This is a genomic window from Rickettsia rhipicephali str. 3-7-female6-CWPP (genome assembly GCF_000284075.1).
GTDB lineage: Bacteria > Pseudomonadota > Alphaproteobacteria > Rickettsiales > Rickettsiaceae > Rickettsia > Rickettsia rickettsii.
On sequence record NC_017042.1, the window covers coordinates 802,935 to 826,704 of the forward strand.

Genomic DNA, 23,770 nt, shown 5'->3' on the forward strand with positions numbered 1-23,770 from the left:
TTTGCTCCAAAAACGATTAATTAACCTTGTTTTGCTTTAAATCTTTTATTCTTTTTATTTATTACAAAAATTTTGCCTCTTCTTTGAACGATCTGACAATCTTTATCACGTTTTTTTAACGATTTTAATGAGCTAACAACTTTCATAAAATATATTTTTACATTTAATTTGGATTGATAATAAACATTTTTATTTAATCAGTCAATTAGGTTCTGTACTCTTGTAATAGAATAATCATAATTATGGCTATTTTTAGCTGCAAATTATAAGATTTTTTTAAAATATGAATAACTATTTCTGCAAAAATCTTATTAATTGTTGCTAAAAAATATCTCAAAATTATAATCATTAATCAAAAGTGTACAGGACCTAACAATTTAAAGCATTTTAAAAAATACCATACTTCGTGGTTTTTAAATATAAATTTAACCAATAATTACAAAGGGATCAAATTATGAATAAATATTCATTATATAACTTTACTCAAGAAACTATAAATGAAATCAAGCAAAATGGAAGAGAATGGAGTTTAAACAAACCATATTATGATGAATTTCTTGTTGAATTACCGAAATTAGTTCAAAAATTTGATCTATCTGAAATAATTACAAAAGTAGATTATTCAGGTAAACATGTATCCATATTTAATGCAGTAGGGGAGCTATAGCATCATATGCTCAACTTGCTAAATGGGCTGAGAATGCTATTAAAGATGAGCAAGCAAGGTGAAAATGAAAAAGCTAATAATCAATGGAAAGCTATAAAAGCAGTATTAGAGCATGCTAAAACATCAGATATAGATTATTGTAGTTTAATAAGAGGCTGGGAAAATAATAAAGGGGCAGCACAAGGCGATCAGATACTGAAACTTCTTTTAAACAAAGTTAAACAAAATATTGACTTAAGTATAGATGAGCTGAAGATAGCTAAAATCATAATAGACTAAGCAGATAAAGGAGAATACGGCTCATACGCTATTCCAAATAATTATAAAAATAATGAAAATGCAAAACATGCAGCTAACGAACATAAAAAATGGTATGAAAGCATAATTAAAGATGATGATTTTCAATGTTACAAGCTTTAAGCTATAGTGTGGATACAAGCTCTATATTGCAAGAAGAAGATCTAATTGATCTATCTGAGGATGATTTTACTATATCTCCAGAAATGTCAAAGGAACAAAATAATCTTAACGATCAACAACTTGCAGCTTTGGTTTATCAAGCAACGGCTCACGCTAACAGAGAGGAAATACCACATATACAACCTTCTACTAGTTCTAATAGAGGAGAGAGCGGTACAGAAGATACTATTTTAGGTATGCAAGCTAAGGATTTAGTAACATTAATTAATGCCGGAGTGCAAGCTTTAGATGGGACTACTAATCCTCAAGATGCTCAAGGTAGCACTGCTGAAGACTTTGTAACACAAGTAAGTAATCTTTTGCAAGCGACAGGAGGCGATATTAATAATTTGTTGGATATGGTACCTGATATATTAGGTAATCCTCAAAACACTAATGATGCTGCTTGGGATTTAGATTAAATCCTTACCTCTTAAATGCTATAACTTCCCTTGTTTCATAAGATAAGTTATGGTAGGATAGTTTATCTTATTGTAATTCAAGTTATTTTAGCGTTGCCGGTATGGTTTCGGAATTATGCCAAAATTGTCATTGCGAGCAACTACAAGGAGTGTGGCAATCCAGCAAAACAATAAAAAAATTCTGTAAATCAGAATTTTTTACTGGACTGTTTCGTCAATTACTACGTAATTTTCCTCGCAATGACGTTAAAACCATACTACTCCTATTATTATCCTTTATCCTCTTCTCTAAGCCGACTATTGCCGATCCTGAAATAGCTGAATCCTTTAAATGTTCAAAACTTTTCCCTTACTTTGAAAAAAAATTTAATATCCCATCTAATATGTTACATTCAATAGCTTTAAAAGAATCGGGAAAAAAACATACAACCCGTAAAATTAGAGTAGTATGGCCTTGGACGGTAAATGTTGAAGGAAAAGGCTATTATTTTAACACAAAAAGAGAAGCCGTAAGTTTTGTTAGAATAGAGCTTATAAAAGGGCGAGAGAGTATTGATGTCGGATGCATGCAGATTAACTTAAGGCATCATTTAGGGGCTTTTAATTCCCTTGAACAGGCATTTGATCCAAATAATAACATTCGTTACGGTGCAGAATTTTTGCGTTCAAAATATGATCAGCTAGGGAGCTGGCACAAGGCGATAGCTCATTATCATTCGGCTACACATTCTTTAGGGTTTAAATATAAACAAGACGTAGTTAAAATAGCAAGTAATATGGCTCTTTATAAAGCATCCTTACATAGTTATCTAAATAATAATGAAGGGGCTTTAGAAGATACAATTCCAGTAAATAATAACAAAGTTCAAAAAAAATCACTTTTTAGTGGCAATAAAAGATACAGAAGTAGTATTATGATACCGGTTCCTGCTAAAATTAATTAATTCTATGAATATTAAATTAATTACATATTTTTTAATATTAGTAAGTGCGGTAAAAGTAAATGCCGATTTTAACAATATTCAAGATAATTTTGAATATCAGGAAGAGCAACTAACAATAGAATTACCTTGGAGCGATTGTACCGAAATTCATAAATTATTAGAGGAAAAATTATCTTTTTCAGAACAACAAATAAAAAAAGAAAATAAAATTCATGAGAAATATAAACAATTTTATTTAAAACATAATAATCCTACTAATTTTTCTATGCAATTTCTTGAGAAAAAATCTGAGACTAATGGAGTAGACACTTTAATATCAGGTTTTTTAAAATTTTGTGAAGATAATTTTCAAACTAGTAAAAGTAAATCTAATTCTCTAAATTATTATATTAAAAAACAACAAGACCAATGGTTTAATGATATAAGAAATGAGAATTACAAAATATATTATAGAAAAAAATACGAAGATAATATCTTTAGAAATAATTAATTAAAGCAACTATATATCTTGTATAACCTAAATTGTTTTGATATAACAATTTTATATAAAATTGTGTTAGTATAGTTAAGTGTTAGATTTTAAAAGTGTTGTTGATTTATTTGAAAAATTACCTACTGAACAAAAGTGCATAGATTATTTTACTGATATATATACGTTGGGCTAACGGAGCTTATTGTCCGTATTGCGGCAACCAAAAGATTTTTCATTATGCGGATGGAACGCATCACAAATGTTCGGCATGTAAAAAGCGTTTTAGTATCAAAGTCGGCACAATTTTTGAAAATAGTAAGATTTCTTTAAAGAAATAGTTTACAGCAGTGTTGCAAGTTACTACGCCAAAAAAAGTTTATCATCGTTACAGCTTTCAAGAGATATTAATGTTACCCAAAAAACTGCATGGTTTATGCTTCATAGGATTAGAGAAGTGACAAAACTAGAAAGTTTTAGTATTCCTTTAAAAAGCACTGTAGAAATAGATGAGACGTATATTGGTGGTAAAGAAAAGAACAAACATCAAAATAAAAAAACTAAAGGTACACAAGGTCGCAGCATAAAGACAAAAACCGTTGTAATCGGCATGATAGAGAGAAACGGTAACGCTAAGGCTCAAGTTATAACAAAGGTTAATTCAAAGACCATAGAAAAAATTGCAATAAATAATATTCTAATAGGGGCAACTATTTTATCTGATGAATGGGGAGCTTACAAGGTACTAGAAAAGTTATATAATCATGAATATATAAATCACGACTTAGGTAAATATATAAGATCTGTGTCCACAAACACGATAGAAAGCTTTTGGGCGGTGTTTAAGCGTGGTATAGTCGGATCTTATTCTATTAGCAAAAAACACATAGAGAGCGATATTTAAACGAGTTTGTATTTAGGTGCAACCATAAAAACTATAATGTAAGCAATATGTTTAATGCTATACTTTTAAATACAGGTAATTATTTATCTTATAAAGCCTTGGTAGGTCGGTATGAAACTCAAAGTAGTTAAAAACGGAGAATTATCTTTTAACGAGGCTTTAGCAATGATAGGTCAAGCTCCGTTAAAAATTAATTCTCCAGAGATTGAAGAAGACGAAATCCCTAAACCATTTATAAAATGGGCAGGGGAAAAAGAAGCCTTATCAAAGAGTTGTGCTTACGCTTACCTGCTAGTTACAATAATTATTATGAGCCTTTTATAGGAGGAGCACTTTTTTTGCACTCGTTCCAGACAAAACTATTATATCAGATATAAACTTAGATTTGATTATTACATACAAGACAGTTAAGGATGAAGCTCGAGCATTAATTGAGCTGTTAGCTAAGCATAAAACTAATCACTCTCAAGATTATTACTATGCTGTTAGAAAGAACGCAAATAGTGATAACCCTATTGAGATAGCAACATGTTTCATATACCTTAACAAAACTTGTTATAATGGTCTTTATAGAGTAAACAGCAAAGGAGAGTGCAATGTCCCGATGGGAGCTTATATGAATCCTAATATTCTTGATAAGGACACAACATACTTGCGTGTAGTAAAGCTTTACAAAATGCTGAAATAATATATTAGGATTTCAGCAATATTTCGCCTAAGCCTAAAGATTTCGTTTATATAGACCCACCATATCAACCTATTAATAATACTTCATTTACAAAATATACAAAGCTTGGCTTTACAGAGGCAGATCAAGTTAAGCTTTATGAAAAATGCAGAGTATTAAATAAGAAAGGTGTATATTTTATGCTTTCAAATTCAGATAGCGATTTTATAAAGAACTTATACAAGTCTTTTAGTATAGATATAGTAAATGCACCAAGAAGCATAATAAATTGTAAATCCGACAGTAGGCAAGGAGCCAATGAAGTTTTAATAAGAAATTATTATTACAATGGTAAAACAAATTGCAATTTTACAAGCTAATAAAACTGAAAACGAACTGGAGATTTTTATACATGATCGACTAAAAAGAGAAGGGTATTGTTTTGTACCTAATAAAAGATTTAGTGCAGCTAGGATCCTTAAGCAGCCTATTTATACTAGACAGTTTGAAGTTGGCAAAAATATTTATGATACTAAATGGAAATGCGATTTTATATTATATCATCCAGAACAATCAGGAGGATCGGTTGATGAAAAAATATCCTTATCTTGTGCTAAACATAAAAAACAAGGAATTGATGATACTAATTGATGGTGATGGATATAAAAAAGAAGCCTTGAAATGGCTCAAGGATCAAGTTGGCAGTAATTTAATAGAAGTGTTTAGTATGTCTGAATTTACATCTTGGGTAAATAAAAAGAAAATATAGGTTATACAAGTATATAATTCCCTTAATTTATTTCAGTACTTGATGCATATATTATTTAATTTATATTAACTGTAATAATATACAGGGTTATTTATGTTAAAGAAATTTATATTAGTATTGTTGTGTATAAGTAGTTATAAATCTCTAGGAGAATGTAATAAGACCGAGAACAATGTTTCAGCGATAGAAAGCAAAAAAGTTTCTAGTAATGATAAACAACTAAAACCTGTCTACTTAGAGCATTTGGATCTAACTTCGGATTTAAATCCTGCAGAAAAAAGCCTGTTGAGTTTAGAACCTTTATCGCCTATAACAATACGAAACCTATAGTTGTGGATATTCAGGAGAATTTTGAAGGGCTAGATAGAGTTAAAGGGGCTGATATTCGCACTGCAAGACAGAGAGAACTTGTTCCAAATAGTTTGCTAGGAGATTTTTTAGGGGGTTTTATTTCTCGACCGCCACCAACAATTTTAGGAGAGAAAATTCAAGATAGGAGAGGATTATATATTCAACAGACTAAAGCTAAAAAATCACCGAAATAATGCAGTAGAGGGGATAAGTAACAGCTTATTTATCAAGCATGCAGCTAATGATATAATAAGTCGATTAGGGATGATTGATAAGGATTTTTCGGATATTCTAGAAATATCGGCTAAATGCGGTTATCTTACGAGCTTACTAAAAAATGCTTATCGAAGTGCCGATATTACCGTAACAGATATGTCGCCTTTATTGCTTGATTCTTTTGAGCATAATCATAAATTATTAATCGATGATGAAGATTTAGAATTGCCAAAAGACTCTTTTGATTTAATTATTTATTCATTAGGGTTACACTGGATAAATGATGTACAACGCTTTTTATCTAATATAAGAATATTTTTAAAATCTGACGGTATTTTTATCGGTAATTTTGTCGGAGGAAATAGCTTAAAGCATTTACGTAAATCCTTAATAGATGCCGAAATAGCAAGTGATTTTAAACACTCTCCTCATATTACTCCTTTTATTCATTTTGATCATGTTCCGATTTTATTTTCGCAAGCAAGATTTGCCGAAGTAATTGTTGACTATGAAAATATAGAGCTAAAATTTGATAATCCTTTAGCTTTAATGAGAGAAATAAAAAATATAGGTGAGGCAAATTCACTAAATGCTAGTCATAATTACACTATTTCTAAAAAGATGTTTTCTTTACTACAAAATTATACAAACGGCTTTGAAGATAATATTAATTTAATTAGTTTTATTGCTTCACCAAATAAGAATAGTATAAGATTAAAGTTGTTATAAAGGTGATAGTGGTGTATTTTTAGCAGCATTACGTCATTGCGAGGAAATTATGTAAGTAATTGACGAAGCAATCTCAGGATATTTGACAAGATTGCCACGCAGCCTATGGCTGCTCACAATGACGATCCAACAATTTATTAAGGTCAAACAAATATGCAAGAATTTGATTTAGTGGTAATAGGTAGCGGTCCAGCCGGTTATACAGGCAGTATTAGGGCTGCTCAGCTTGGTATGAAAGTAGCATGTATTGAGAAAAGCGATACTCTTGGCGGCACTTGTTTAAATATAGGATGCATACCATCGAAAGCTTTACTTAATTCTTCCGAAAAATATGAAGAAGCTCTAAAACATTTTGAGAATATAGGTATTACTGCAGATGTAAAACTAGACTTACAAAAAATGCTAGCTAATAAAGATAAAGTAGTTCTTGATCTTACAAAAGGTATAGAAAGTCTATTTGCCAAAAACAAAGTTACTAGGATAAAAGGTGAAGCTAAAATTAGCTCTAGTAATATCGTTGAAGTAAATAAAGAGCAAATTAAAGCCAAAAATATCCTAATTACTACAGGTTCCAGCGTAATAGAAATACCGAATATCAAAATAGACGAAGAATTTATTGTTTCATCTACCGGTGCTTTGAAACTTTCTAAAGTACCTGAGAACTTAATAGTAGTCGGCGGAGGGTATATAGGCTTAGAACTTGGTTCAGTTTGGCGTCGTTTGGGAGCTAAAGTAACGGTTATTGAGTATGCACCGAGCATTGTACCTATGCTTGATAAAGAAATTTCTACACAATTTATGAAACTACAGCAAAAACAAGGTATAGAGTTTAAACTGAATACTAAAGTGCTATCTGCTGAAGTAAATTCAGGAAAAGTAAATCTGACAATAGAGGAGGGCGGTAAGAGTTCGGTAGTAACAAGCGATGTTGTGTTGATGGCGGTAGGCAGAAAAGCTTATACGCAAAATCTAGGACTGGAGTCTGTCGGTATTATTACGGATAAGCAAGGTAGCATTGAGATTAATGACCGGTTCCAAACAGCAATTTCAAATATTTACGCAGTTGGTGATGTGGTAAAAGGAGCTATGCTTGCTCATAAAGCCGAGGAAGAGGCTGTAGCTGCCGTGGAAATTATGGCAGGGCAGGCAGGACATGTTAACTATAACTTAATTCCAAGCGTAATATATACTTATCCTGAAGTAGCAAGCGTCGGTGAAACGGAAGAACAGCTAAAAGAAAAAGGTATTAATTATAAAGTCGGTAAGTTTCCGTTTTTAGCAAATAGTAGAGCAAGAGCAATCGGTAGTACGGAAGGGATGGTTAAGATCCTTGCCGATAGTAAAACCGATAGGGTTTTAGGAGCTCATATTATAGGAGCTGATGCAGGTACATTAATTGCCGCGCTTACGGCTTATATGGAATTCGGAGCAGCTTCAGAAGATATAGCAAGAACCTGCCACGCTCACCCAACTTTAAGCGAGGCTATAAAAGAGGCAGCACTTAGTGTAGATAAGAGGACTATTAATATGTGATATATTTCTACGTCATTGCGAGGAAAAACTGTAAGTTTTGACGAAGCAATCTCAGGAGTCCTGCTTTATGAGATTGCCACGCTCCTTGCAGTCGCGGTGTTGTTGCATGGCTTGAAAAACCAGTTCGGTATCATACCGTGGCTTGGACCACGGTATCCAGTAAAACCACTAAAAATACTAATAATATTAGTATTTTTAACTAGATCCCACAACAAGTCGCGGAATGACAGAGATGAAGCGAGCCATGCCACAAGGCCTTTAGTCGCTCGCAATGACGAATTTAAGGATATTTATGACCAAACAAGAGCTGCGTCTTTATTTCAAAGAATTTTTAATAAAAAACCAAGATAAGATTAATTCTGATTTAGTCAAAAACTCTCTAATCAATAAAATTAGCCGGTTATTACAGGAGTTAAAAGTAAAGACAGTAGGACTTTACTTTCCTCTAAAATACGAAATTAACTTACTTGAAATAACAAACTTACATCCTAAAATAAGATTCTTCCTACCGAAAATCATAAAAAATGAGATAAAATATTGTCCTTATCATTATAACGATCAATTGGCTTTAGGGGCTTTTAAAACCTATGAACCTATAAATAATGATTTTTTTATTCCTGAGTTAGTTATTATCCCAGGGCTTGCGTTTAGTAAGGAGGGTTATAGACTTGGATACGGCAAAGGACATTTTGACCGATATCTTAATAATAACCGAAATATATTAACCGCCGGAGTTTGTTTAAAAGAACAATTAATAGATAATATTCTGATTGAATCTCATGATCGTAAGCTTAAATTTATGATTTCGGTATAATAACCTTAATTTTTTAACTTTTTTTATTATATAAAATATTATATTTATATATTTTTATTACAAAAATCAACTTAGGGTAAAATGGTTGATATAATAAAAAAAATTGTCGTATTGATCGGTGTACCTTTTTGCTTTTTTTTTGCACAAGCAGTTGGAGATTGGCTAGAAACAGGACAAATATCCGGCGATACTCAGACTGGAGATATTTGCTTTCAATTAGCATTAGTAGGAGTAGGGACACTTATCATAGATCAGGCATTTAGTAACTTGCCTGATGATGTATACAACGAATATGTCAAAGTAGTACAAGATATTGAGATACAAGTTACATTAGTTGGCTAATTTGTTTCTATTCATAATAGGCTACAAGTTATTTGATTTATAGCTTTTTTTTCATAAGTTATTACACAAACTTATTATTTCATCTTTATATTTTTGTTTGTGTAAATATTTGCTTTTTAAATTTAGATTTTTAAAATCCTTGTGATTCAATGGCGGGTATTTACTAAGCTTTATTAAATCTTCATCTAAAATAAAATGCTTACGAGGAATATTTATAGTTTGTGCATTCTCTTCACGATAAGCTGCAAGCATTTGAATTTTGTGATTAAAACTCTTATCATCACTTCTATATTTTATTTTTTTCCAAGCATCTTTCGACTCAACCTTATAATTTCTAACATCTAATAAAGAACTAAGAGTAGTTTGATATTTATTAGTTAAATTATTTCTAATAATTATATTATTTAACTCTTTATATATCTTATACAAATACTCCACGTCTAACATTGCATAATTTAACATATCACTAGTAATAGGGCGTTTTAGCCAGTTAGATTTTTGGTGGGTTTTATCGATAGTAATACCGATGAGCTTATAGCAAAGGTCATCATAGCTTAGCTGTTTACCGAAGCCGCAAATATTTGCTGCAATTTGTATATCAAAAACATTAGCAGGTAGTGTTTTAAATAAATTATAGAAAATCTCTAAATCTTCACGAGGAGCATGAAATATTTTAGTAATATTATTATCTGCAAGCAGCTTATTAAAAATATTCAAATCTAAATTGCTTAATGCATCAATTATTCCGCAATATTCTTCTGCTTTAACTTGAATTATACTAAGCTGAGCATAATAAGTATAGCGACGCTCAAATTCCGTATCTATGCTTAAGCATGCCTTATTTGCTAACCGATTACACAATTCTTCTAATGTTTTTTGATTATCGATAATTTGCATAGAAGCTATTTATAAAGCTCCAATAATTTTTAAGAAAAGATTAGTATGAGATAACGACAGAACAACTTCAAGACCGATTAAAATAATAATAATCCACTCAAGTTTGGTGGAATGTTTATAATTAAGATCGTTTGAAAGAATGTCTAAAAGCTCGTGAATCATATTAAGACGATGATTCATTATATTTTGCCGTATTTCTATGTCTTGAAACTCTGCCGTCATGAGATATAGAGGCTCATAACTCGGACGACGCCAAAAGAATTCCGGAGTATCGAATATATCGCTATGCAAACTGATTGAATAACGCTCGTTAAATAATATACCTATTTGCTGTAATATCTCTTTTTTAGAAAGCGATACGCTACCGGTTCTAGCTAGTTCCTGTTGTATAGGGGTTGTCTGAACAATCAAGTTACTAACAGATTGCTCAAGAACGCTAAGTTTAACCGATTGTGCAAGAGCATGGGAAATAGAAAGTTTAACAAAAACTGATTTATCTGCTAAGATTATTTTATTTTTTTCTTCATCAATAAATGTTTTCTTGACTTCCCTATTATATTCAAAATAAATATAATCGGATACCAACTCTTTAAGCTTATTTACTGGTACTAAATCAGTATCGCTTAAAACTATTTTTTCTTGAATTTCATCGCCGCCCCAAATAGTTACACAACCAAACGGAAAGAAAAATATCTCTATAAAATCAGAATCTTTATTTATCTCTTTCCGAATATATAAAACATCGTCAAAATGTTGAGGTTCAAGACCAATCTTTTTTAAATTAGTAACTAGATCACTCATCTTATATTCGGAAGAAGTACAGTAAGATGAACATCTCATAATTATTAAGTTTAATTTATATAAATTTAGAGTATAGTAGTTAGGAACCTATAAAGTCAATAATATTATAATTATGTATGAAATATTAAGTAATAGAGAAGTTATCAAAATAATAGGTTTCGATTCCGTAAAGTTCCTACAAAATCTCATTACTAACGATATTTGTAAGAGTATAGTCAATTCAGTTGAATTCGGATACAAGGAGCGAGGAGCGAAACCTATAATAATAGGCGATACGACGAGTAACGCAGTAGGCGAGTCCAAATCAATTGACTATAATTATAGCTATACTTATTTGCTTAATAATCAAGGAAGATATTTATTTGATTTTTTCGTGTATGTTCATAACCCTGAGGAAATTTACCTTGATATTGATAAAAGTAATAAAGCTGCTTTGATAGAGTATTTAAACTTCTATAAATTTCGCTCAAAAATACAAGTAATAGATTGTAGTGACGAATATAAAGTTATCTACTCACTTCAAAAATTAGATATAAACTCGCTAATTACGGTTCGTGATCCTCGTTATGCTAAGCTTGGTTTCCGCTCAATAAATAAGCTCGATGTCATACCACGGCTTGACCGCGGTATCCAGAAAATAATTAAAAAAGACTGGACCACGTGGTCAAGCCACGGGGTGACAGAGGGGGAACCGCCCCCCTCAATAACATCTCCCAGCGAAAGCGGGAATCCAATATACCTAGAAGATAAATATAATTTTGCAATAATAGATGGTGTGGAAGATTTAATCACAGATAAATCTATTCCAAATATGTATGGCGCTGAGGAGTTAAATGCAATTAGTTTTGATAAAGGTTGTTATGTCGGGCAGGAAGTGATTTCAAGGGCTAAATATCAAGGAGTTATAAGAAGAAAGATATATAAAATTACAGCAGATGAAGATTTATCTTCATTAGTTAAAGATGAAGAAATACTCGCAGATAACAATAAAATTGGCGTAATATGCTCAAGTTATCACAATAAAGCAATCGCCTTAATCAGAGAAGAAAAATATCTTGCCGATAAAGAAGCTGATGTTACCGTTAAAGGGATTAAAATAAACTTATCTCTTGCACCTTGGTATTAAATAATAGTTAATTTTTTACTCGACATTTATTAAGTTTTCATGCATTATTATAATTATAAATAATAGATACAAACCATATTTCATGGTATTTTTTTATAAAAAATTAATATAAATTGGAGACTTTTATGTATACACCTTATTAACTTCAGGAAACATACAATTAATACCGGCTATATTAAACGGAACTAATGTGAATAATGTTAACAACAAACTTAATATTTTTGAAGCTCTTTGTAGTTTAATACCTCAACAATAAGATCAGAATGTTAAAAATGTTTTAGAAAATACTGCTGCTGTACAGATATTAAACAAAATGATCCTCATCCCTGACACTAATTGGGATAAGAAAGATACAAACGGTAATACTATACTTGAATGGGGTATTTGGAGTAATAGCTCCAATGTTATTGATGTATTTCATCATAACCCTGCACTTATGGCAAAATTTGTTTCAACTGAGAAAGCACAAATTCATAATTTTTCCGTGTTGCTATGGAGTCGCATATTTCTGATGATTTCCGTAAGACACAAATTGAAAAATTTACACAATTAGGTTTAGATATTAATGATCTTGATCAAGATAATCATATTGCTTTATATTCTACAATACATATTTAAATAAATATCAGCTTATTACTAATAATCCGAGTAATCAAAATATAAGTTTATTTCAAACTCAAATGGATAAATATATAAAATGATTGAGAATCTAGTTAAATTTGGTGCTAATCCTTCGCTTAAAGCAAATAATATATTAAATTATATTAGCTACCGGTACTTTACAAATACAAAATACAATATCTAAAATGTCCGATAACGGTCATAAATATTTAGCTCAAGCAGGTTTTAAAACTTTAATAATGAATGTAAAGGAATTAGTAGAAAAAACATTAGAAAATTGTAACCTAAATTTTACCGGCGGTAATAATATAATTGCTACGCTTGGTAATATAATATAGTCTATTAAACAAGATATTTCAAAAGCATCCGGTCAAGAAAAAACATTGTTAATCAATAATTTTAAAGAGCTGAAATCTTTAGCTGAGCCTATAATAGAAAAAATAGTAAAACAGCAAGGATTAAATCCTAACATTGTGGATCAATTGAATTCTAATGTAATAGCATGGTTCGGTGAATTTGGAGCCGCATTCTTAGAAAAATGCATAAAAAATACGCATACAAAACCTGATGTAAATTTCTATGATAAGAGTGGTAAAACACCACTTGATTGGTATAGCGATTATAACGCTACTAAAATCGTAGAAACTTTAATACAAAATGGCGGTAATGTAAATCTTCAGTGTACTCAAGATGCAGCTACTCCTAGCCATAGATTAAATGTATTAGAAGAGAAAAAACAGCTATAGTTGATTACAATGATCGTCATAATGCACTTGATGAGTACACAACTTGGTATAATAACGATTATACTGTAGCATCATTAGGTCAGGCAGTAGAAGAGTTGAATCTTTATGAATAAAAATGATGTCATGCCTAACTAAAAGCGGCCTTATTGCATGGCTCGTTTATGTCATGCCCGCAGAAGCAGGAATTCAGCATAAAGCGAGATAAAGCAAGCTTTAAAAAAATCTTTTAAAAAGTTTTGAAGTACTGGATTCCCGCCTACGCGGGAATGACATCGAGTCTTATGACACCCATGTGTATTCGTAGGAATGAAATACTTTTTTAACTCCACAAAAATATTGTTTGTTTCTTTTTTTATCTTTATTATTATTTGCATAGAAAATCCCTATAACTTAACTCTATGCCAAATATAGATCTCCTTATTTTTACTAGCTTTTTAGCGATTAATTTGCTAGTTGGACTTCTAAATATCAAAAATATAAAAAATATTCGCGAATATGCGATAGGAACAAGGAATTTTTCTACAGGTACAATAGTTGCAACTCTTATTGCTACTTGGATCGGTACTAGTACTTTTTTAATCGATAATTCAAGAATATATACGGACGGATTATTGTACTTATTACCTAGTATATTCGGTAGCGTCGTTAGTTGGTTATTAATTAGTGACTTTATAGCTCCTCGTTTTGAGAATTTTTTGGGTAGCTTATCGGCAGCAGAAATAATAGGGGAGACGTACGGTAACAAAGTTCATATTCTTACATCGATAGTTAGTATATTAATGTCTATAGGTAGGATTGCCATACAATTCCACGTAGCAAGTTTAACATTACAGATATTCTTTAACATTTCAAATTTTTATATAGATTTATGTATTGCCACTATAATAATAAGCTATTCTGCTTTTGGCGGTGTAAAATCGGTTACTTTTACCAAAGCCGTACAGTTTTTTACTTATAGTGTAATTATTCCGGTAATAGGAATTGTCGTATGGAATGTTTTTAGCGATCCACATATAGTTATAGACTCAAATGTACAAACTCGTCTTACTGATTTACAAGGATTGTTTCACTATACTAGTCCTAAATTTTGGATTTCTTTAAATATTTTTATATATTTTGTGATTCCGTCACTTGGTCCTTCAATTTTTCAAAGAATATTGATGGCAAAAGACACAAGGCAAATATCACGAACATTTTTTATTTCGGCAGTTATTTGTCTTTGTTTATCCGTTTTATTCATTTGGATTGCAATATTATTATTGTCTCAAGATCCGGTAGTTAACACCAATGAATTGTTTTTACGGATCATTAAAAGTTATATAGGATTTAAGGGGTTAATAGTCGGCATTATTATGGCAATGATAATCGCAAGTACGAACTCTTATATAAACGTTGCAGTGGTAACGTTTACTAATGACATCATTAAAAAAGCTTCATTAAATTATAATTATATAACCGCAATTACTATAGGATTAATAGGTTTTATTATATCGCTCTACACTAAAGATTTAATAAATCTATTTTTATTATTGACTAGCATCTATTTACCGCTAATCACTTTGCCGTTAATTTTGTTAATATACGGTTTTAAATCAAGTGCAAAAAGTTTTTTTATCGGTATGATTGCTGCAATATTAACTATTATATTGTGGCAAATATTTTCTTTAAGAGCAGTTCTCGGTATTTATCCGATACTACCCGCAACTATTGTAAATTTACTCTTTTTCCTTGGAAGCCATTATATTTTAAAGCAACCCGGAGGGTTTAGTTCTTTAAAAGAGCCGCTAGCCGTTAAAATAATCAGGCAAGAGAGAAAAAGAAAAGGTTTGACTTTATTTCGTGATCTTAAGAATTTTAACATCTTTAAATATTTGGAAAGTACCCTACCAAATCAAGAAATTACTTATAGTTATGTCGGTATATTTATTTTAATATCGCGATGTTCTCATCTTTATATACCACCACATCAGGTAGCAGAATAATGAACCATTTGGAGATATATAATATTATTTACCATACCACACTTATAACTGCTGCAATATTAATTACTTATCCTTTATGGTCTTGAAAGTTTCAAAAGAATTATATTATATCTTTATCTTGGTTTGTAGCTACTTTCGTTATATTAATATTTTTCGGTAGTTTACTTGTTATATCAAGTAGTTTTGATCAACTGCAATTAATGTGTTCGATAATTAACTTACTTATAATTGTAACGATATTCAGGCGGCAAGCTACTTTACTTATGACCGTTACAGGCGTGTTTGCTAGTATAGAGTTTTATAAATATTTTATGGATGAGAAGTTATTAATTAGCATAGATAGTTTTCAATTCAAAGTAGTATATTCCTAACCTTATTTAGTAGCCTTTTAATAGTATGCTTAAAACCAAGGCAGGAGCAAGAAAAATTAGTTAACCTAAAAAATACTCCTTTAGGTAATAGAGTTAATTATAGAGAGCAGGAATTAGAGAAGTTACTTGATTTGAAACAGGAGTTCTTACGTAATATAAACCATGAAATCAATACGCCGCTAACCGGTATTATTAGCCTTGGTGAAACCTTATGGGCTAATTATGATAAATTTAATGAAGATCAGCGTCGCAATGCAGTAGAGATTATAGCTAAAAGCTCTATTAAATTAAATAGCTTGATAAACAATACTCTAGATTTTTCAAAATTATCCAGTCTTAATGATGCACTAAATAAAAAAGATATAAACTTAAGCGAATTGCTACATGAAAGGATTAAAATATGTAAAAAATTATATCTAAGCGGCAAAATCTTACATTTTGTATCTGATATTGAAAAGAATATAATTATTATATTCTTTTCAATTTTAACCGTGATCCTCATTATATTAAACACACATTCGATAATCTAATAATAAATGCTATCAGCTATTGTATAGTGAGGGAATAATAAAAATTGATCTACACATACAAGAAAATAATATCTTGTTTAGTATAAAAGACGATGGAATAGGAGTACTAAAAGAGAAATTGCAGAGTATATTCGGTGTATTTGTCGTAAGCTCTAAAACACTTACACCGGCAGGAGGTAGAGAAGTAGGACTTTGCATTATGTAAGAAAGTAATAGAACTGCACGCCGGAAAAATTTGGGCAGAAAACGATAAACAGGGAAAAGACTACTTTTATTTTTACGATGCCTTTGTAATTAAAAATGTCATTCCGTTGATCACAGGAATCCAGTACTTTTTGCTGTCATACCGTGGCGGGGCCACGGTATGACATTATTATGAAAAAAATTATTTTTAATAAACAACGAGATTTTATATCAATTATAGCACTGGCGTCAAGCTGTCCAGATGCACAAGATAAATTAAAGGAAGCTATTAAAATACTAGCGTTGCATGGTTTTAAAACTTTAGTAGATGATAAGATTTTTTCAGGTGATGAATTGCCTTTTTTCGCTGCTTCTAAAGAGGAAAGGTTGAGAATGTTTAAAGAAGCTATGGAAAATGAACAAGTTAAAATAATTTGGGCTTTTCGCGGCGGATATGGATGCAGTGAATTTGTAGAAGATTGTTTTAATATAGAACAAAAAGGGAATAAAGTCCTGATAGGCTATAGCGATATTACCGTTTTGCATTTATTACTAAATAACCATTATAATATCCCAACTATTCACGGTTCAGTGTTAACTTCGTTACTACCGCCTACTAATCAGGATATTATGCCTATAATAAATGTTCTTAAAGGAGAAAAGAGTGAAATACAACTTATACCTATAAAGAAAATTAGTGAGGAAAATATAACAGGTACAATAACAGGCGGAAATTTAACGGTTTTAACTAAATTGATTAGTACTGGTTTGCAAATTCATTCTCATTCCTATGCTTCTTTATGTCATTCCCGCGGAAGCGGGAATCCAGAAAAAATAATACTGGATCCCCGTTTTCACGGGGATGACAATAAAATTCCATTGCTTGAAGACGTTAATGAAAAAGCCTATGCCGTACATCGTAATCTAGTTCAATTAAAAAATACCGGTATATTTGAATGCATACAGGCAATAATCTTTGGTGATTTTACTAAAGGGGATGAGTTTGTAGAACAAGCTATAAAAAGTTTTTGTTTAAATCATATTCAAAATATTGGAACTTATAAAGCAGCAGGAATAGGGCATGGAGAAGTAAATCATCCGGTTATTATGAATCATGAAGCAATTATAAACAGTAATGTTTTAAGTTTTACTAGCCCTTTTGCAATAGTAGAAAACAAATGACAAATTCTATCAGAATAGGTACAAGAAAAAGTCCACTTGCTTTAATACACACTAATTTAGTTATTCAGCAAATCAAACAATTTTTTCCTGATATTAATTGTGAAATAGTGCCGATTATTACTAGCGGGGATTTAATCCAAAATAAACCATTATACGATATAGGCGGTAAAGCTTTATTTTTAAAGGAAATAGAGCAAGCCTTGCTTGATAAAAAAATTGACTTAGCTGTTCATTCTTTAAAAGATGTACCGGGTAGAATACCTGAACCGCTAGTAATAGCTGCTGTTTTAGAGCGTGAAGATCCCAGAGATGTTTTTGTTTGTCTAAAATATAAATCTATAGAAGAGCTGCCGCAAAATGCCGTAATAGGTAGCTCGGCAGTACGAAGAAAAGCATTTATCCAAAAAATAAGACCGGATTTAAAGGTAACGGTTTTTAGGGGGAATGTTGATTCAAGAATAAAAAAGCTAATGACCGGCGAAGTTGACGCAACAATTTTAGCATATACAGGTCTTAAAAGGTTAGAAGCGTTTAATCCGGAGTATTGCCATTTGATAGAGTATTCACAGATGTTACCATGTATAGGGCAGGGAGTCATTGCAGTTGAGATTAGAAAAGACGATAATGCTATGCTTAAGATATGCAACCAAATTAATCATCTTCCCACTTTTGAACTAATAAAACCCGAAAGAGCATTTTTAGAGTATCTAGATGCTAATTGCCGCACCCCGATTGCTGCTTATTCACAATATCTAGATGCAGATCCTAGACATCTTTCCAAACTCGCTTATAGGGATAGGGAGGCATTTGAAGGAAACACGGAAGCACTTGCCACCGCAGCGTACAAAAGCGATCGCACAGATGCGAGTACCGAACTGACGTACAAATTCCCCCTAGAAGTAGAGTTTGGAAAGATGTCTAATATACAAACCGATTTTATGCTCGGTAACCTTGACGGCAGTAAAATAACTTTCCATACCGAAACTACCAATATAAAAACTTCAACAGAAGCAGGCATAAAAGCTGCTAAAATGATGTTGGAAGCTATCTGTAAATAAATTTTAATCGATAATCCAATTCTTTTTTGCTGCAAATTATAAGATTTTTTTGAAATATGAATAACATCCTATCAAAAATCTTATCAATTTTTGCTAAAAAAGCTCTTTACTTGCTAATTACAATTTATTTACAGATAACCTCTTAAATCAACTAGACAAATAGATATTTAGACTTAGAGTTACCAAAAGGACAGTCCTGTTTTTTGTGGGGAGCACGTAAAACTGGTAAGTCAACATATCTGAAACAACGTTTTCCGGATAGTTTATATATAGATTTATTACAAGCTGATATCTATAAAGTTTACTTTCAAAATCCTGAACGTTTAAGAGAAGAGCTTAAGTCAAAAGACGGCATCTCAACTATTATTATTGATGAGGTGCAAAAAATTCCCTTACTGTTAGAGATTCATTATTTAATAGAATCTAATAAATCTTTACAATTTATCCTTTGTGGCTCCAGTGCTAGGCGCTTAAAATCAACAGGTAGCAATTTACTTGGCGGAAGAGCTTGGAGATATATGTTTTTGCCGCTATGCTATTCTGAGATAAAAGAGCTTGATTGGCATAAAATTTTTAATCATGGACTACTTAATACCTGATCATTATATTGCATCAAAAAAGATTCATATATCTTGCGTCCTATTTATATGACTATATTTTACCTGAAGTACAGTTTGAAGCAAATTTAAGAAAACGCGAAGCATTTGCAAGGTTTCTAGAGATTATAGGCATTTCAAACGGTGAGATGATAAATTATAGTAATATAGCAAGAGATTGCGGTGTTGATGCAAAAACCGTTAGAACATATCTTGAAATATTAGAAGATATGTATTTAGGATATCATCTTTATCCGTATAGAAGATCACGTAGTAAAAGGCAAATTATTACGGAAATGCCTAAATTTTACCTTTTCGATACCGCACTTAGCAATTACCTAAGGAAATATGAATATCAGGAAATGACAGGGTTTGATGCTGGTAAATCTTTTGAGCATTATGTATTCTTAGAATTAATAGCTTATAAATATTTAAACGACAAAAGAGATGAGTTATTTTTTTGGCGTACTAAAGAAGGATATGAGGTTGATTTTATATTTCAAAATAATGCATTTGAAGTTAAAATTGCTTCTTCTATACAAAAAAATCATTTAAAAGGTCTATTAGAGTTTAGTAAAGATAGTGATTTTAAATTACATGTTATATCTTTTGAAAAAACAAAACGTATAATTAATTTAGAAAATAAAAAAATTACCATTTGGCCTATTCAAGAATTTTTAGATACTCTTTGGAATAATGAAATATGGCGATAAAATAATTAATAAATTTTTTCTTAAATTTTAATTTAAAACTGAAAACAGTATGGTTTATTACCCATATAAATATATGGACATTTAGTATAGAGCTAAGTATTATTAAATTAATCGATTAAAGGCTAAAAATGCATTCTTCTTTTGAATAGGATGAAGAAAAAAAATAAAATTAATATTGGTAAGCATAACGTAAGCTTTTATGAAGCTCAAAGAGCTTTTCTAGATATCAAAAGGATAATCCTTCAAGATGTAGACCATAAGTATTACAGAAAAAAGATATTTTAGGTACAGTTTTGATGGTAATATTTTAACAGTCCGTTTTACGTTCCGAGATAATCATATAAGAATTTTTGGAGTAGGATACTGGCATAAAGGTAAGAGAATTTATGAGCAAGAGAATAAAATACACTGATGGAGAAATAGGGGAAGTAAAAATAGTAAAAGATTTCTTGCCGCACCCTAGAGAACTTTTATTAAAAGATGATTCAGTAAAAGTAACCATTTCTTTAAGTAAAGAGAGCGTAGAATTTTTTAAATCATAAGCAGCAACTGCACATGTCCCTTATCAAAAAATGATTAGGATTTTACTAGATAAATATACTAAGCACTATAAAGAAAATAAAAGGGCATAATACTATAAACTGAGCTGGCGGATAGGGTGGGATTCGAACCCACGGTACGGTTGCCCGTACGCCAGTTTTCAAGACTAGTGCCTTAAACCGCTCGGCCACCTATCCAAGAAGATTCATACCAAATAATCTTATATATTTCAAGGGAAATCTTGCAATATATGAATTTAAATTACAAATCCGAATTGTTCTTTCACTTCGTTAACCGTTTCAGAAACTCTAATGCTTGCTTTTTCTGCTCCTTTGTGCAGTATTTTTAATAAATATTCTTTATCATTCATTAATTCTAAATATTTATCACGTATCGGTTGTAGATTTGTAATAATAATTTCTGCCAAATCTTCTTTAAATTTTGCGAAGCCTTGGTTTTGATAATTACCGATTATTTTTTCCAAGCTTTCTTCAGATAAACTTCTATAAATATCTAATAAATTACTAATTTCCGGTCTTGTTTCTTTATCATAGCTAACAAAACTTAAGTGATCGGTTTTGGCTTTTTTTATTTTTTGATGAATAAGATCGTTATCATCTTTTAAATTGATACGGGAAAAATCCGAAATATCAGATTTACTCATTTTCTTTAATCCATCCCGTAAGCTCATGATTCTTGTGCCTGTTTCACTAATTAAAACCTCAGGAACTTTTAGAATTTCTTTGTTAAATTTTCTATTTATTACCCCTGCAATATCTCTTGTTAGCTCTAAATGCTGCTTCTGATCCTCACCTACAGGCACTATATCGGCTTTATATATTAAGATATCCGCTGCCATAAGTACCGGATAGGAAAATAACCCCAGACAAGCCTTTTCTTGATCACTACCTGCTTTATCTTTAAATTGCGTCATGCGCTTTAACCATCCAAGCGGTGTAACACAATTTAGTAGCCAAGCAAGTTCAGTATGCTCTTTCACCATACTTTGGGCAAAAATCGTTACTTTGTTGGGGTTAAGCCCTGCTGCTAAATAAACAGCAAGCACCTCCATAATTGAATTGTTAAGTTCTGATGGCTTAATATCAACCGTGATAGCATGCAAATCTGCTAAGAAGAAAAAACAATTATATTCTTCCTGCATTTTAACCCAGTTTTTAATTGCACCAAGATAGTTACCGAGGTGTAAAGCACCGGTTGCTTGCACACCGGAAAGAACAGTTTTTTTCATTTAATACCTTTTTATTTTACTCATTGTAAAATTATGTTATAAATACCATTTTAATTAATATAATTATCTTAATAATTTATGCTGTGGCGTTTAAGAATTTTATCATTTTACGGATTATTATCGTTATTTACATTTATTTTTTTTCTTATATGTTACATACCCGTAACATTTTTCAATGTCAACTATCAAATAAGATATAGAATTGCCATTATCTTTTCTTATGCTTTTGTGTGGCTTGCAAAAATTTGTTGCAGTTTAAAATATGAAGTAGAGGGGCTTGAGAAATTACCGAAGACTACTTCAATAGTCGTGTCTAATCACCAATCCTTTTGGGATCAAATGTTTATGCAACTGATTATTCCTAAACATTCTTGGGTATTAAAGCGTGAATTATTTAATATACCCCTGCTTGGTTGGGGACTTCGGATGGTTAAACCTATTGCGGTTGACCGTGGTACTAATAGCTCGGTTGCTCAGATTTTAAGAGAAGGTCAGGAAAAAATAAAAGAAGGATTATGGTTAATAATATTTCCAGAATCAACTAAAGTTCCGCCTGATAGAACGGTAAAATTTAAACCAAGTGCCGTAAAGCTTGCTTCAATTACTAAAGTTCCAATTGTGATGATGGCTCATAATGCCGGTTTATTTTGGCCTAGAGGTTTTTGGTTTAAGCAACCTGGAACTATAAAGATAAAGATTATAGGTGTAATAGAAAAAGAAGAAATAGAGCAAACAGACGTACGTATACTTAATGACAAGGTTGAACAAATTATTAACAGTGAAAAGCAAAAATTATTAAATTAATATTAGGTTTTAAAAATAATTAGTATTATCATAAAATTACAACTTAGTTCTTATGGAGGTATTTATGGTAAGTACAGCACCGTTAAAATTAATTGCGGTTATCGATAGTAAGCAAATGATGCTTTACGACGCTCAAGGAGTTAAAATTACTACTAATACACCTTTAAAATTATCTTTGGATTTAGAGGAGCATCACCACCATAGAGAAAAAAGACAAAGCCTTTACCAAAATAAATCTACACCGGCTTCGTTGTTTGAGCCGCATACTTCGCTAAAAGATATAGAACATAAAGAAGCAGCAAGAAGCGTTATTAAACATTTAGAGAAAGTAACTACTGCTGATCAAGCTAAATATAAGGAATTGATTATTGTAGCAGAACCGCAAATGCTTGGATGTGTTAGACAAGAACTTAAAAACGGTCTAAAAAAGATGATTACTAAAGAAATTGCTAAGGATTTAGTGCAACATAGCGTAGATGCAGTGGAGCGAGCAGTATTTTCTTAGATAATCTTTATATGTCATTCCCGCGAAAGCGGGAATCCAGTAAAACCTATAAAAAACTTGTTTTTTTTAGGTTTATTTTGTCAATAACCTGTAATTTACTAGTATTAAGGTGATTTTTTCTAGACTCCCACTTTCGCGGGAATGACATAGAAGTCGTACAACAAGGTTTTTAGTCGCTTGCAATGATGATACAAATTAGGTGCCTAACTTATTAAACATTTCTTTTGTATTATTTGAGATAGTTAAACCAATTTGCTTATCTGTATCCTCAAAAGTTTTTATAGTCTTTTCATTAGGAATCTTAATATGTGGTTTGAAAGGCAAACCGCCGCTATTTATACATTGATTTAGGAACATCCTCATGGCTTCTGACATAGTCATCCCCATTTGCTTAAATATTTCTTCTGCTTCAATTTTTATATCTGCTGAAACACGTAATCTAATGTATTCATAATATAGCTCCATTCAGTTATTATTATCCGCTATAATCAAAATTATAGTATATATGGCGGCATGCGTCAATACAATCATATTCTAATTAAGAATAGTTGCACTAATAAGAAAAAGTGGTAAAATATCA

At 31.2% G+C, this 23,770-nt stretch carries 32 protein-coding genes, 1 tRNA gene and 4 pseudogenes; 31 read left to right on the top strand and 6 right to left on the bottom strand.

The features are described 5' to 3' along the window. Positions 1–20 precede the first annotated feature (20 nt). Positions 21–146, bottom strand: coding sequence for a type B 50S ribosomal protein L36 (gene ykgO / locus MCC_RS04365; RefSeq protein WP_012152884.1), 126 nt, complete (start codon positions 144–146; stop codon positions 21–23). Between the two features lie 308 nt (positions 147–454). Here ykgO and MCC_RS04370 point away from each other — a divergent pair, with 308 nt between their 5' ends. From MCC_RS04370 to MCC_RS04435, 17 genes and pseudogenes are all read left to right on the top strand, one after another. After that, the gene (locus MCC_RS04370) at positions 455–667 is read left to right on the top strand and encodes a hypothetical protein (RefSeq protein ID WP_014408707.1); all 213 of its coding nucleotides are present in this window, start codon (positions 455–457) and stop codon (positions 665–667) included. Positions 668–700: 33 nt separating this feature from the next. Next, positions 701–946 (top strand): hypothetical protein, encoded by a 246-nt coding sequence (locus tag MCC_RS10385; protein WP_231288657.1) that lies wholly within the window; start codon positions 701–703, stop codon positions 944–946. 125 nt (positions 947–1,071) lie between these two features. Beyond that, complete coding sequence (locus MCC_RS04380; RefSeq protein WP_014408709.1) at positions 1,072–1,548, top strand: hypothetical protein; 477 nt, start codon at positions 1,072–1,074, stop codon at positions 1,546–1,548. Between the two features lie 101 nt (positions 1,549–1,649). After that, entirely contained in the window at positions 1,650–2,492 is an 843-nt protein-coding gene (locus MCC_RS04385; RefSeq protein WP_014408710.1) for a lytic transglycosylase domain-containing protein, read from the top strand. 4 nt (positions 2,493–2,496) lie between these two features. After that, the gene (locus MCC_RS04390) at positions 2,497–2,982 is read left to right on the top strand and encodes a DUF2532 domain-containing protein (protein WP_014408711.1); all 486 of its coding nucleotides are present in this window, start codon (positions 2,497–2,499) and stop codon (positions 2,980–2,982) included. Positions 2,983–3,143: 161 nt separating this feature from the next. Beyond that, entirely contained in the window at positions 3,144–3,302 is a 159-nt protein-coding gene (locus MCC_RS11450; protein WP_408005719.1) for a transposase, read from the top strand. Beyond that, entirely contained in the window at positions 3,299–3,865 is a 567-nt protein-coding gene (locus tag MCC_RS04395) for an IS1595 family transposase (protein WP_041405426.1), read from the top strand. The genes MCC_RS11450 and MCC_RS04395 overlap by 4 nt, the downstream gene beginning before the upstream one ends. Before the next feature lie 111 nt (positions 3,866–3,976). Continuing rightward, positions 3,977–4,189 (top strand): hypothetical protein, encoded by a 213-nt coding sequence (locus MCC_RS04400; protein WP_014408713.1) that lies wholly within the window; start codon positions 3,977–3,979, stop codon positions 4,187–4,189. Further along, positions 4,105–4,553: pseudogene (locus MCC_RS10895) on the top strand (DNA adenine methylase). Before MCC_RS04400 ends, MCC_RS10895 begins: the two are co-directional and overlap by 85 nt. 71 nt (positions 4,554–4,624) lie before the next feature. After that, positions 4,625–4,912 carry a DNA adenine methylase gene (locus MCC_RS10900; protein ID WP_269208683.1) on the top strand — a complete coding sequence of 96 codons (288 nt, stop codon included), beginning with the start codon at positions 4,625–4,627 and terminating at the stop codon, positions 4,910–4,912. Then, on the top strand, positions 4,881–5,183 hold the full coding sequence (locus MCC_RS09535) for a PD-(D/E)XK nuclease superfamily protein (protein ID WP_014408715.1): 303 nt from the start codon (positions 4,881–4,883) through the stop codon (positions 5,181–5,183). The genes MCC_RS10900 and MCC_RS09535 overlap by 32 nt, the downstream gene beginning before the upstream one ends. After that, the gene (locus tag MCC_RS11190; RefSeq protein ID WP_014408716.1) at positions 5,170–5,301 is read left to right on the top strand and encodes a PD-(D/E)XK nuclease superfamily protein; all 132 of its coding nucleotides are present in this window, start codon (positions 5,170–5,172) and stop codon (positions 5,299–5,301) included. Before MCC_RS09535 ends, MCC_RS11190 begins: the two co-directional genes overlap by 14 nt. Positions 5,302–5,394: 93 nt before the next feature. Then, positions 5,395–5,846: pseudogene (locus tag MCC_RS04415) on the top strand (hypothetical protein). 31 nt (positions 5,847–5,877) lie between these two features. After that, the gene (locus tag MCC_RS04420; protein ID WP_269208684.1) at positions 5,878–6,597 is read left to right on the top strand and encodes a methyltransferase domain-containing protein; all 720 of its coding nucleotides are present in this window, start codon (positions 5,878–5,880) and stop codon (positions 6,595–6,597) included. 153 nt (positions 6,598–6,750) lie between these two features. Next, a complete protein-coding gene (lpdA, locus tag MCC_RS04425; RefSeq protein ID WP_014408718.1) occupies positions 6,751–8,130 on the top strand; it encodes a dihydrolipoyl dehydrogenase in 1,380 nt (459 codons plus the stop codon). A 292-nt stretch (positions 8,131–8,422) separates the two neighbouring features. Then, on the top strand, positions 8,423–8,944 hold the full coding sequence (locus MCC_RS04430) for a 5-formyltetrahydrofolate cyclo-ligase (protein ID WP_014408719.1): 522 nt from the start codon (positions 8,423–8,425) through the stop codon (positions 8,942–8,944). Positions 8,945–9,055: 111 nt separating this feature from the next. Continuing rightward, positions 9,056–9,286 carry a hypothetical protein gene (locus MCC_RS04435; protein WP_041405517.1) on the top strand — a complete coding sequence of 77 codons (231 nt, stop codon included), beginning with the start codon at positions 9,056–9,058 and terminating at the stop codon, positions 9,284–9,286. A gap of 51 nt (positions 9,287–9,337) precedes the next feature. Here MCC_RS04435 and MCC_RS04440 read toward each other — a convergent pair whose 3' ends face one another. Then, complete coding sequence (locus tag MCC_RS04440) at positions 9,338–10,183, bottom strand: ribonuclease D (RefSeq protein ID WP_014365731.1); 846 nt, start codon at positions 10,181–10,183, stop codon at positions 9,338–9,340. Positions 10,184–10,192: 9 nt separating this feature from the next. Continuing rightward, entirely contained in the window at positions 10,193–10,984 is a 792-nt protein-coding gene (locus MCC_RS04445) for an RMD1 family protein (protein WP_014408721.1), read from the bottom strand. Between the two features lie 112 nt (positions 10,985–11,096). On the opposite strand from MCC_RS04445, the gene ygfZ reads away from it, so the two are divergent. The 12 genes and pseudogenes from ygfZ (at position 11,097) to MCC_RS11470 (ending at position 20,724) form a co-directional block, all read left to right on the top strand. Further along, positions 11,097–12,110, top strand: coding sequence for a CAF17-like 4Fe-4S cluster assembly/insertion protein YgfZ (ygfZ, locus tag MCC_RS11615; protein WP_014408722.1), 1,014 nt, complete (start codon positions 11,097–11,099; stop codon positions 12,108–12,110). Positions 12,111–12,423: 313 nt separating this feature from the next. Beyond that, a pseudogene (locus MCC_RS04455) lies at positions 12,424–12,728 on the top strand (hypothetical protein). Positions 12,729–12,916: 188 nt separating this feature from the next. Next, a complete protein-coding gene (locus tag MCC_RS10390; protein WP_231288658.1) occupies positions 12,917–13,069 on the top strand; it encodes a hypothetical protein in 153 nt (50 codons plus the stop codon). 45 nt (positions 13,070–13,114) lie between these two features. Continuing rightward, positions 13,115–13,477 (top strand): hypothetical protein, encoded by a 363-nt coding sequence (locus MCC_RS10395; protein ID WP_231288659.1) that lies wholly within the window; start codon positions 13,115–13,117, stop codon positions 13,475–13,477. Positions 13,478–13,875: 398 nt separating this feature from the next. Next, complete coding sequence (locus tag MCC_RS04465; RefSeq protein WP_231288660.1) at positions 13,876–15,459, top strand: sodium:solute symporter family protein; 1,584 nt, start codon at positions 13,876–13,878, stop codon at positions 15,457–15,459. A 502-nt stretch (positions 15,460–15,961) separates the two neighbouring features. After that, entirely contained in the window at positions 15,962–16,360 is a 399-nt protein-coding gene (locus MCC_RS04470; protein WP_014408724.1) for a sensor histidine kinase, read from the top strand. Between the two features lie 19 nt (positions 16,361–16,379). Next, positions 16,380–16,565, top strand: a complete 186-nt coding sequence (locus MCC_RS08985; RefSeq protein WP_155813862.1) for an ATP-binding protein — start codon at positions 16,380–16,382, stop codon at positions 16,563–16,565. A 170-nt stretch (positions 16,566–16,735) separates the two neighbouring features. After that, positions 16,736–17,725, top strand: coding sequence for an LD-carboxypeptidase (locus tag MCC_RS04480; RefSeq protein WP_014408726.1), 990 nt, complete (start codon positions 16,736–16,738; stop codon positions 17,723–17,725). Next, a complete protein-coding gene (gene hemC / locus MCC_RS04485) occupies positions 17,722–18,783 on the top strand; it encodes a hydroxymethylbilane synthase (protein ID WP_014408727.1) in 1,062 nt (353 codons plus the stop codon). Before MCC_RS04480 ends, hemC begins: the two co-directional genes overlap by 4 nt. 203 nt (positions 18,784–18,986) lie before the next feature. Next, positions 18,987–19,382, top strand: a complete 396-nt coding sequence (locus MCC_RS10400) for an AAA family ATPase (protein WP_041405427.1) — start codon at positions 18,987–18,989, stop codon at positions 19,380–19,382. 8 nt (positions 19,383–19,390) lie between these two features. Next, positions 19,391–20,092, top strand: a complete 702-nt coding sequence (locus tag MCC_RS10405) for an ATP-binding protein (RefSeq protein ID WP_408005695.1) — start codon at positions 19,391–19,393, stop codon at positions 20,090–20,092. Positions 20,093–20,478: 386 nt separating this feature from the next. After that, positions 20,479–20,724: pseudogene (locus MCC_RS11470) on the top strand (CopG family transcriptional regulator). A gap of 15 nt (positions 20,725–20,739) precedes the next feature. Here the strand turns inward: MCC_RS11470 and MCC_RS04505 are convergent. Together MCC_RS04505 and trpS are read right to left on the bottom strand one after the other, a co-directional pair. Further along, positions 20,740–20,829, bottom strand: a tRNA-Ser gene (locus MCC_RS04505). A gap of 59 nt (positions 20,830–20,888) precedes the next feature. Next, positions 20,889–21,881: a tryptophan--tRNA ligase gene (gene trpS, locus MCC_RS04510; protein WP_014408730.1), complete on the bottom strand. Its 993-nt coding sequence runs from the start codon at positions 21,879–21,881 to the stop codon at positions 20,889–20,891. 78 nt (positions 21,882–21,959) lie between these two features. Here trpS and MCC_RS04515 point away from each other — a divergent pair, with 78 nt between their 5' ends. Both MCC_RS04515 and MCC_RS04520 read left to right on the top strand, forming a co-directional pair. Continuing rightward, positions 21,960–22,685: a lysophospholipid acyltransferase family protein gene (locus MCC_RS04515; protein WP_012152899.1), complete on the top strand. Its 726-nt coding sequence runs from the start codon at positions 21,960–21,962 to the stop codon at positions 22,683–22,685. Positions 22,686–22,749: 64 nt separating this feature from the next. Continuing rightward, complete coding sequence (locus MCC_RS04520) at positions 22,750–23,190, top strand: host attachment protein (RefSeq protein WP_014408731.1); 441 nt, start codon at positions 22,750–22,752, stop codon at positions 23,188–23,190. Positions 23,191–23,385: 195 nt separating this feature from the next. Here MCC_RS04520 and MCC_RS04530 read toward each other — a convergent pair whose 3' ends face one another. Further along, on the bottom strand, positions 23,386–23,655 hold the full coding sequence (locus MCC_RS04530) for a type II toxin-antitoxin system RelB/DinJ family antitoxin (protein WP_014408732.1): 270 nt from the start codon (positions 23,653–23,655) through the stop codon (positions 23,386–23,388). Positions 23,656–23,770 lie beyond the last annotated feature (115 nt).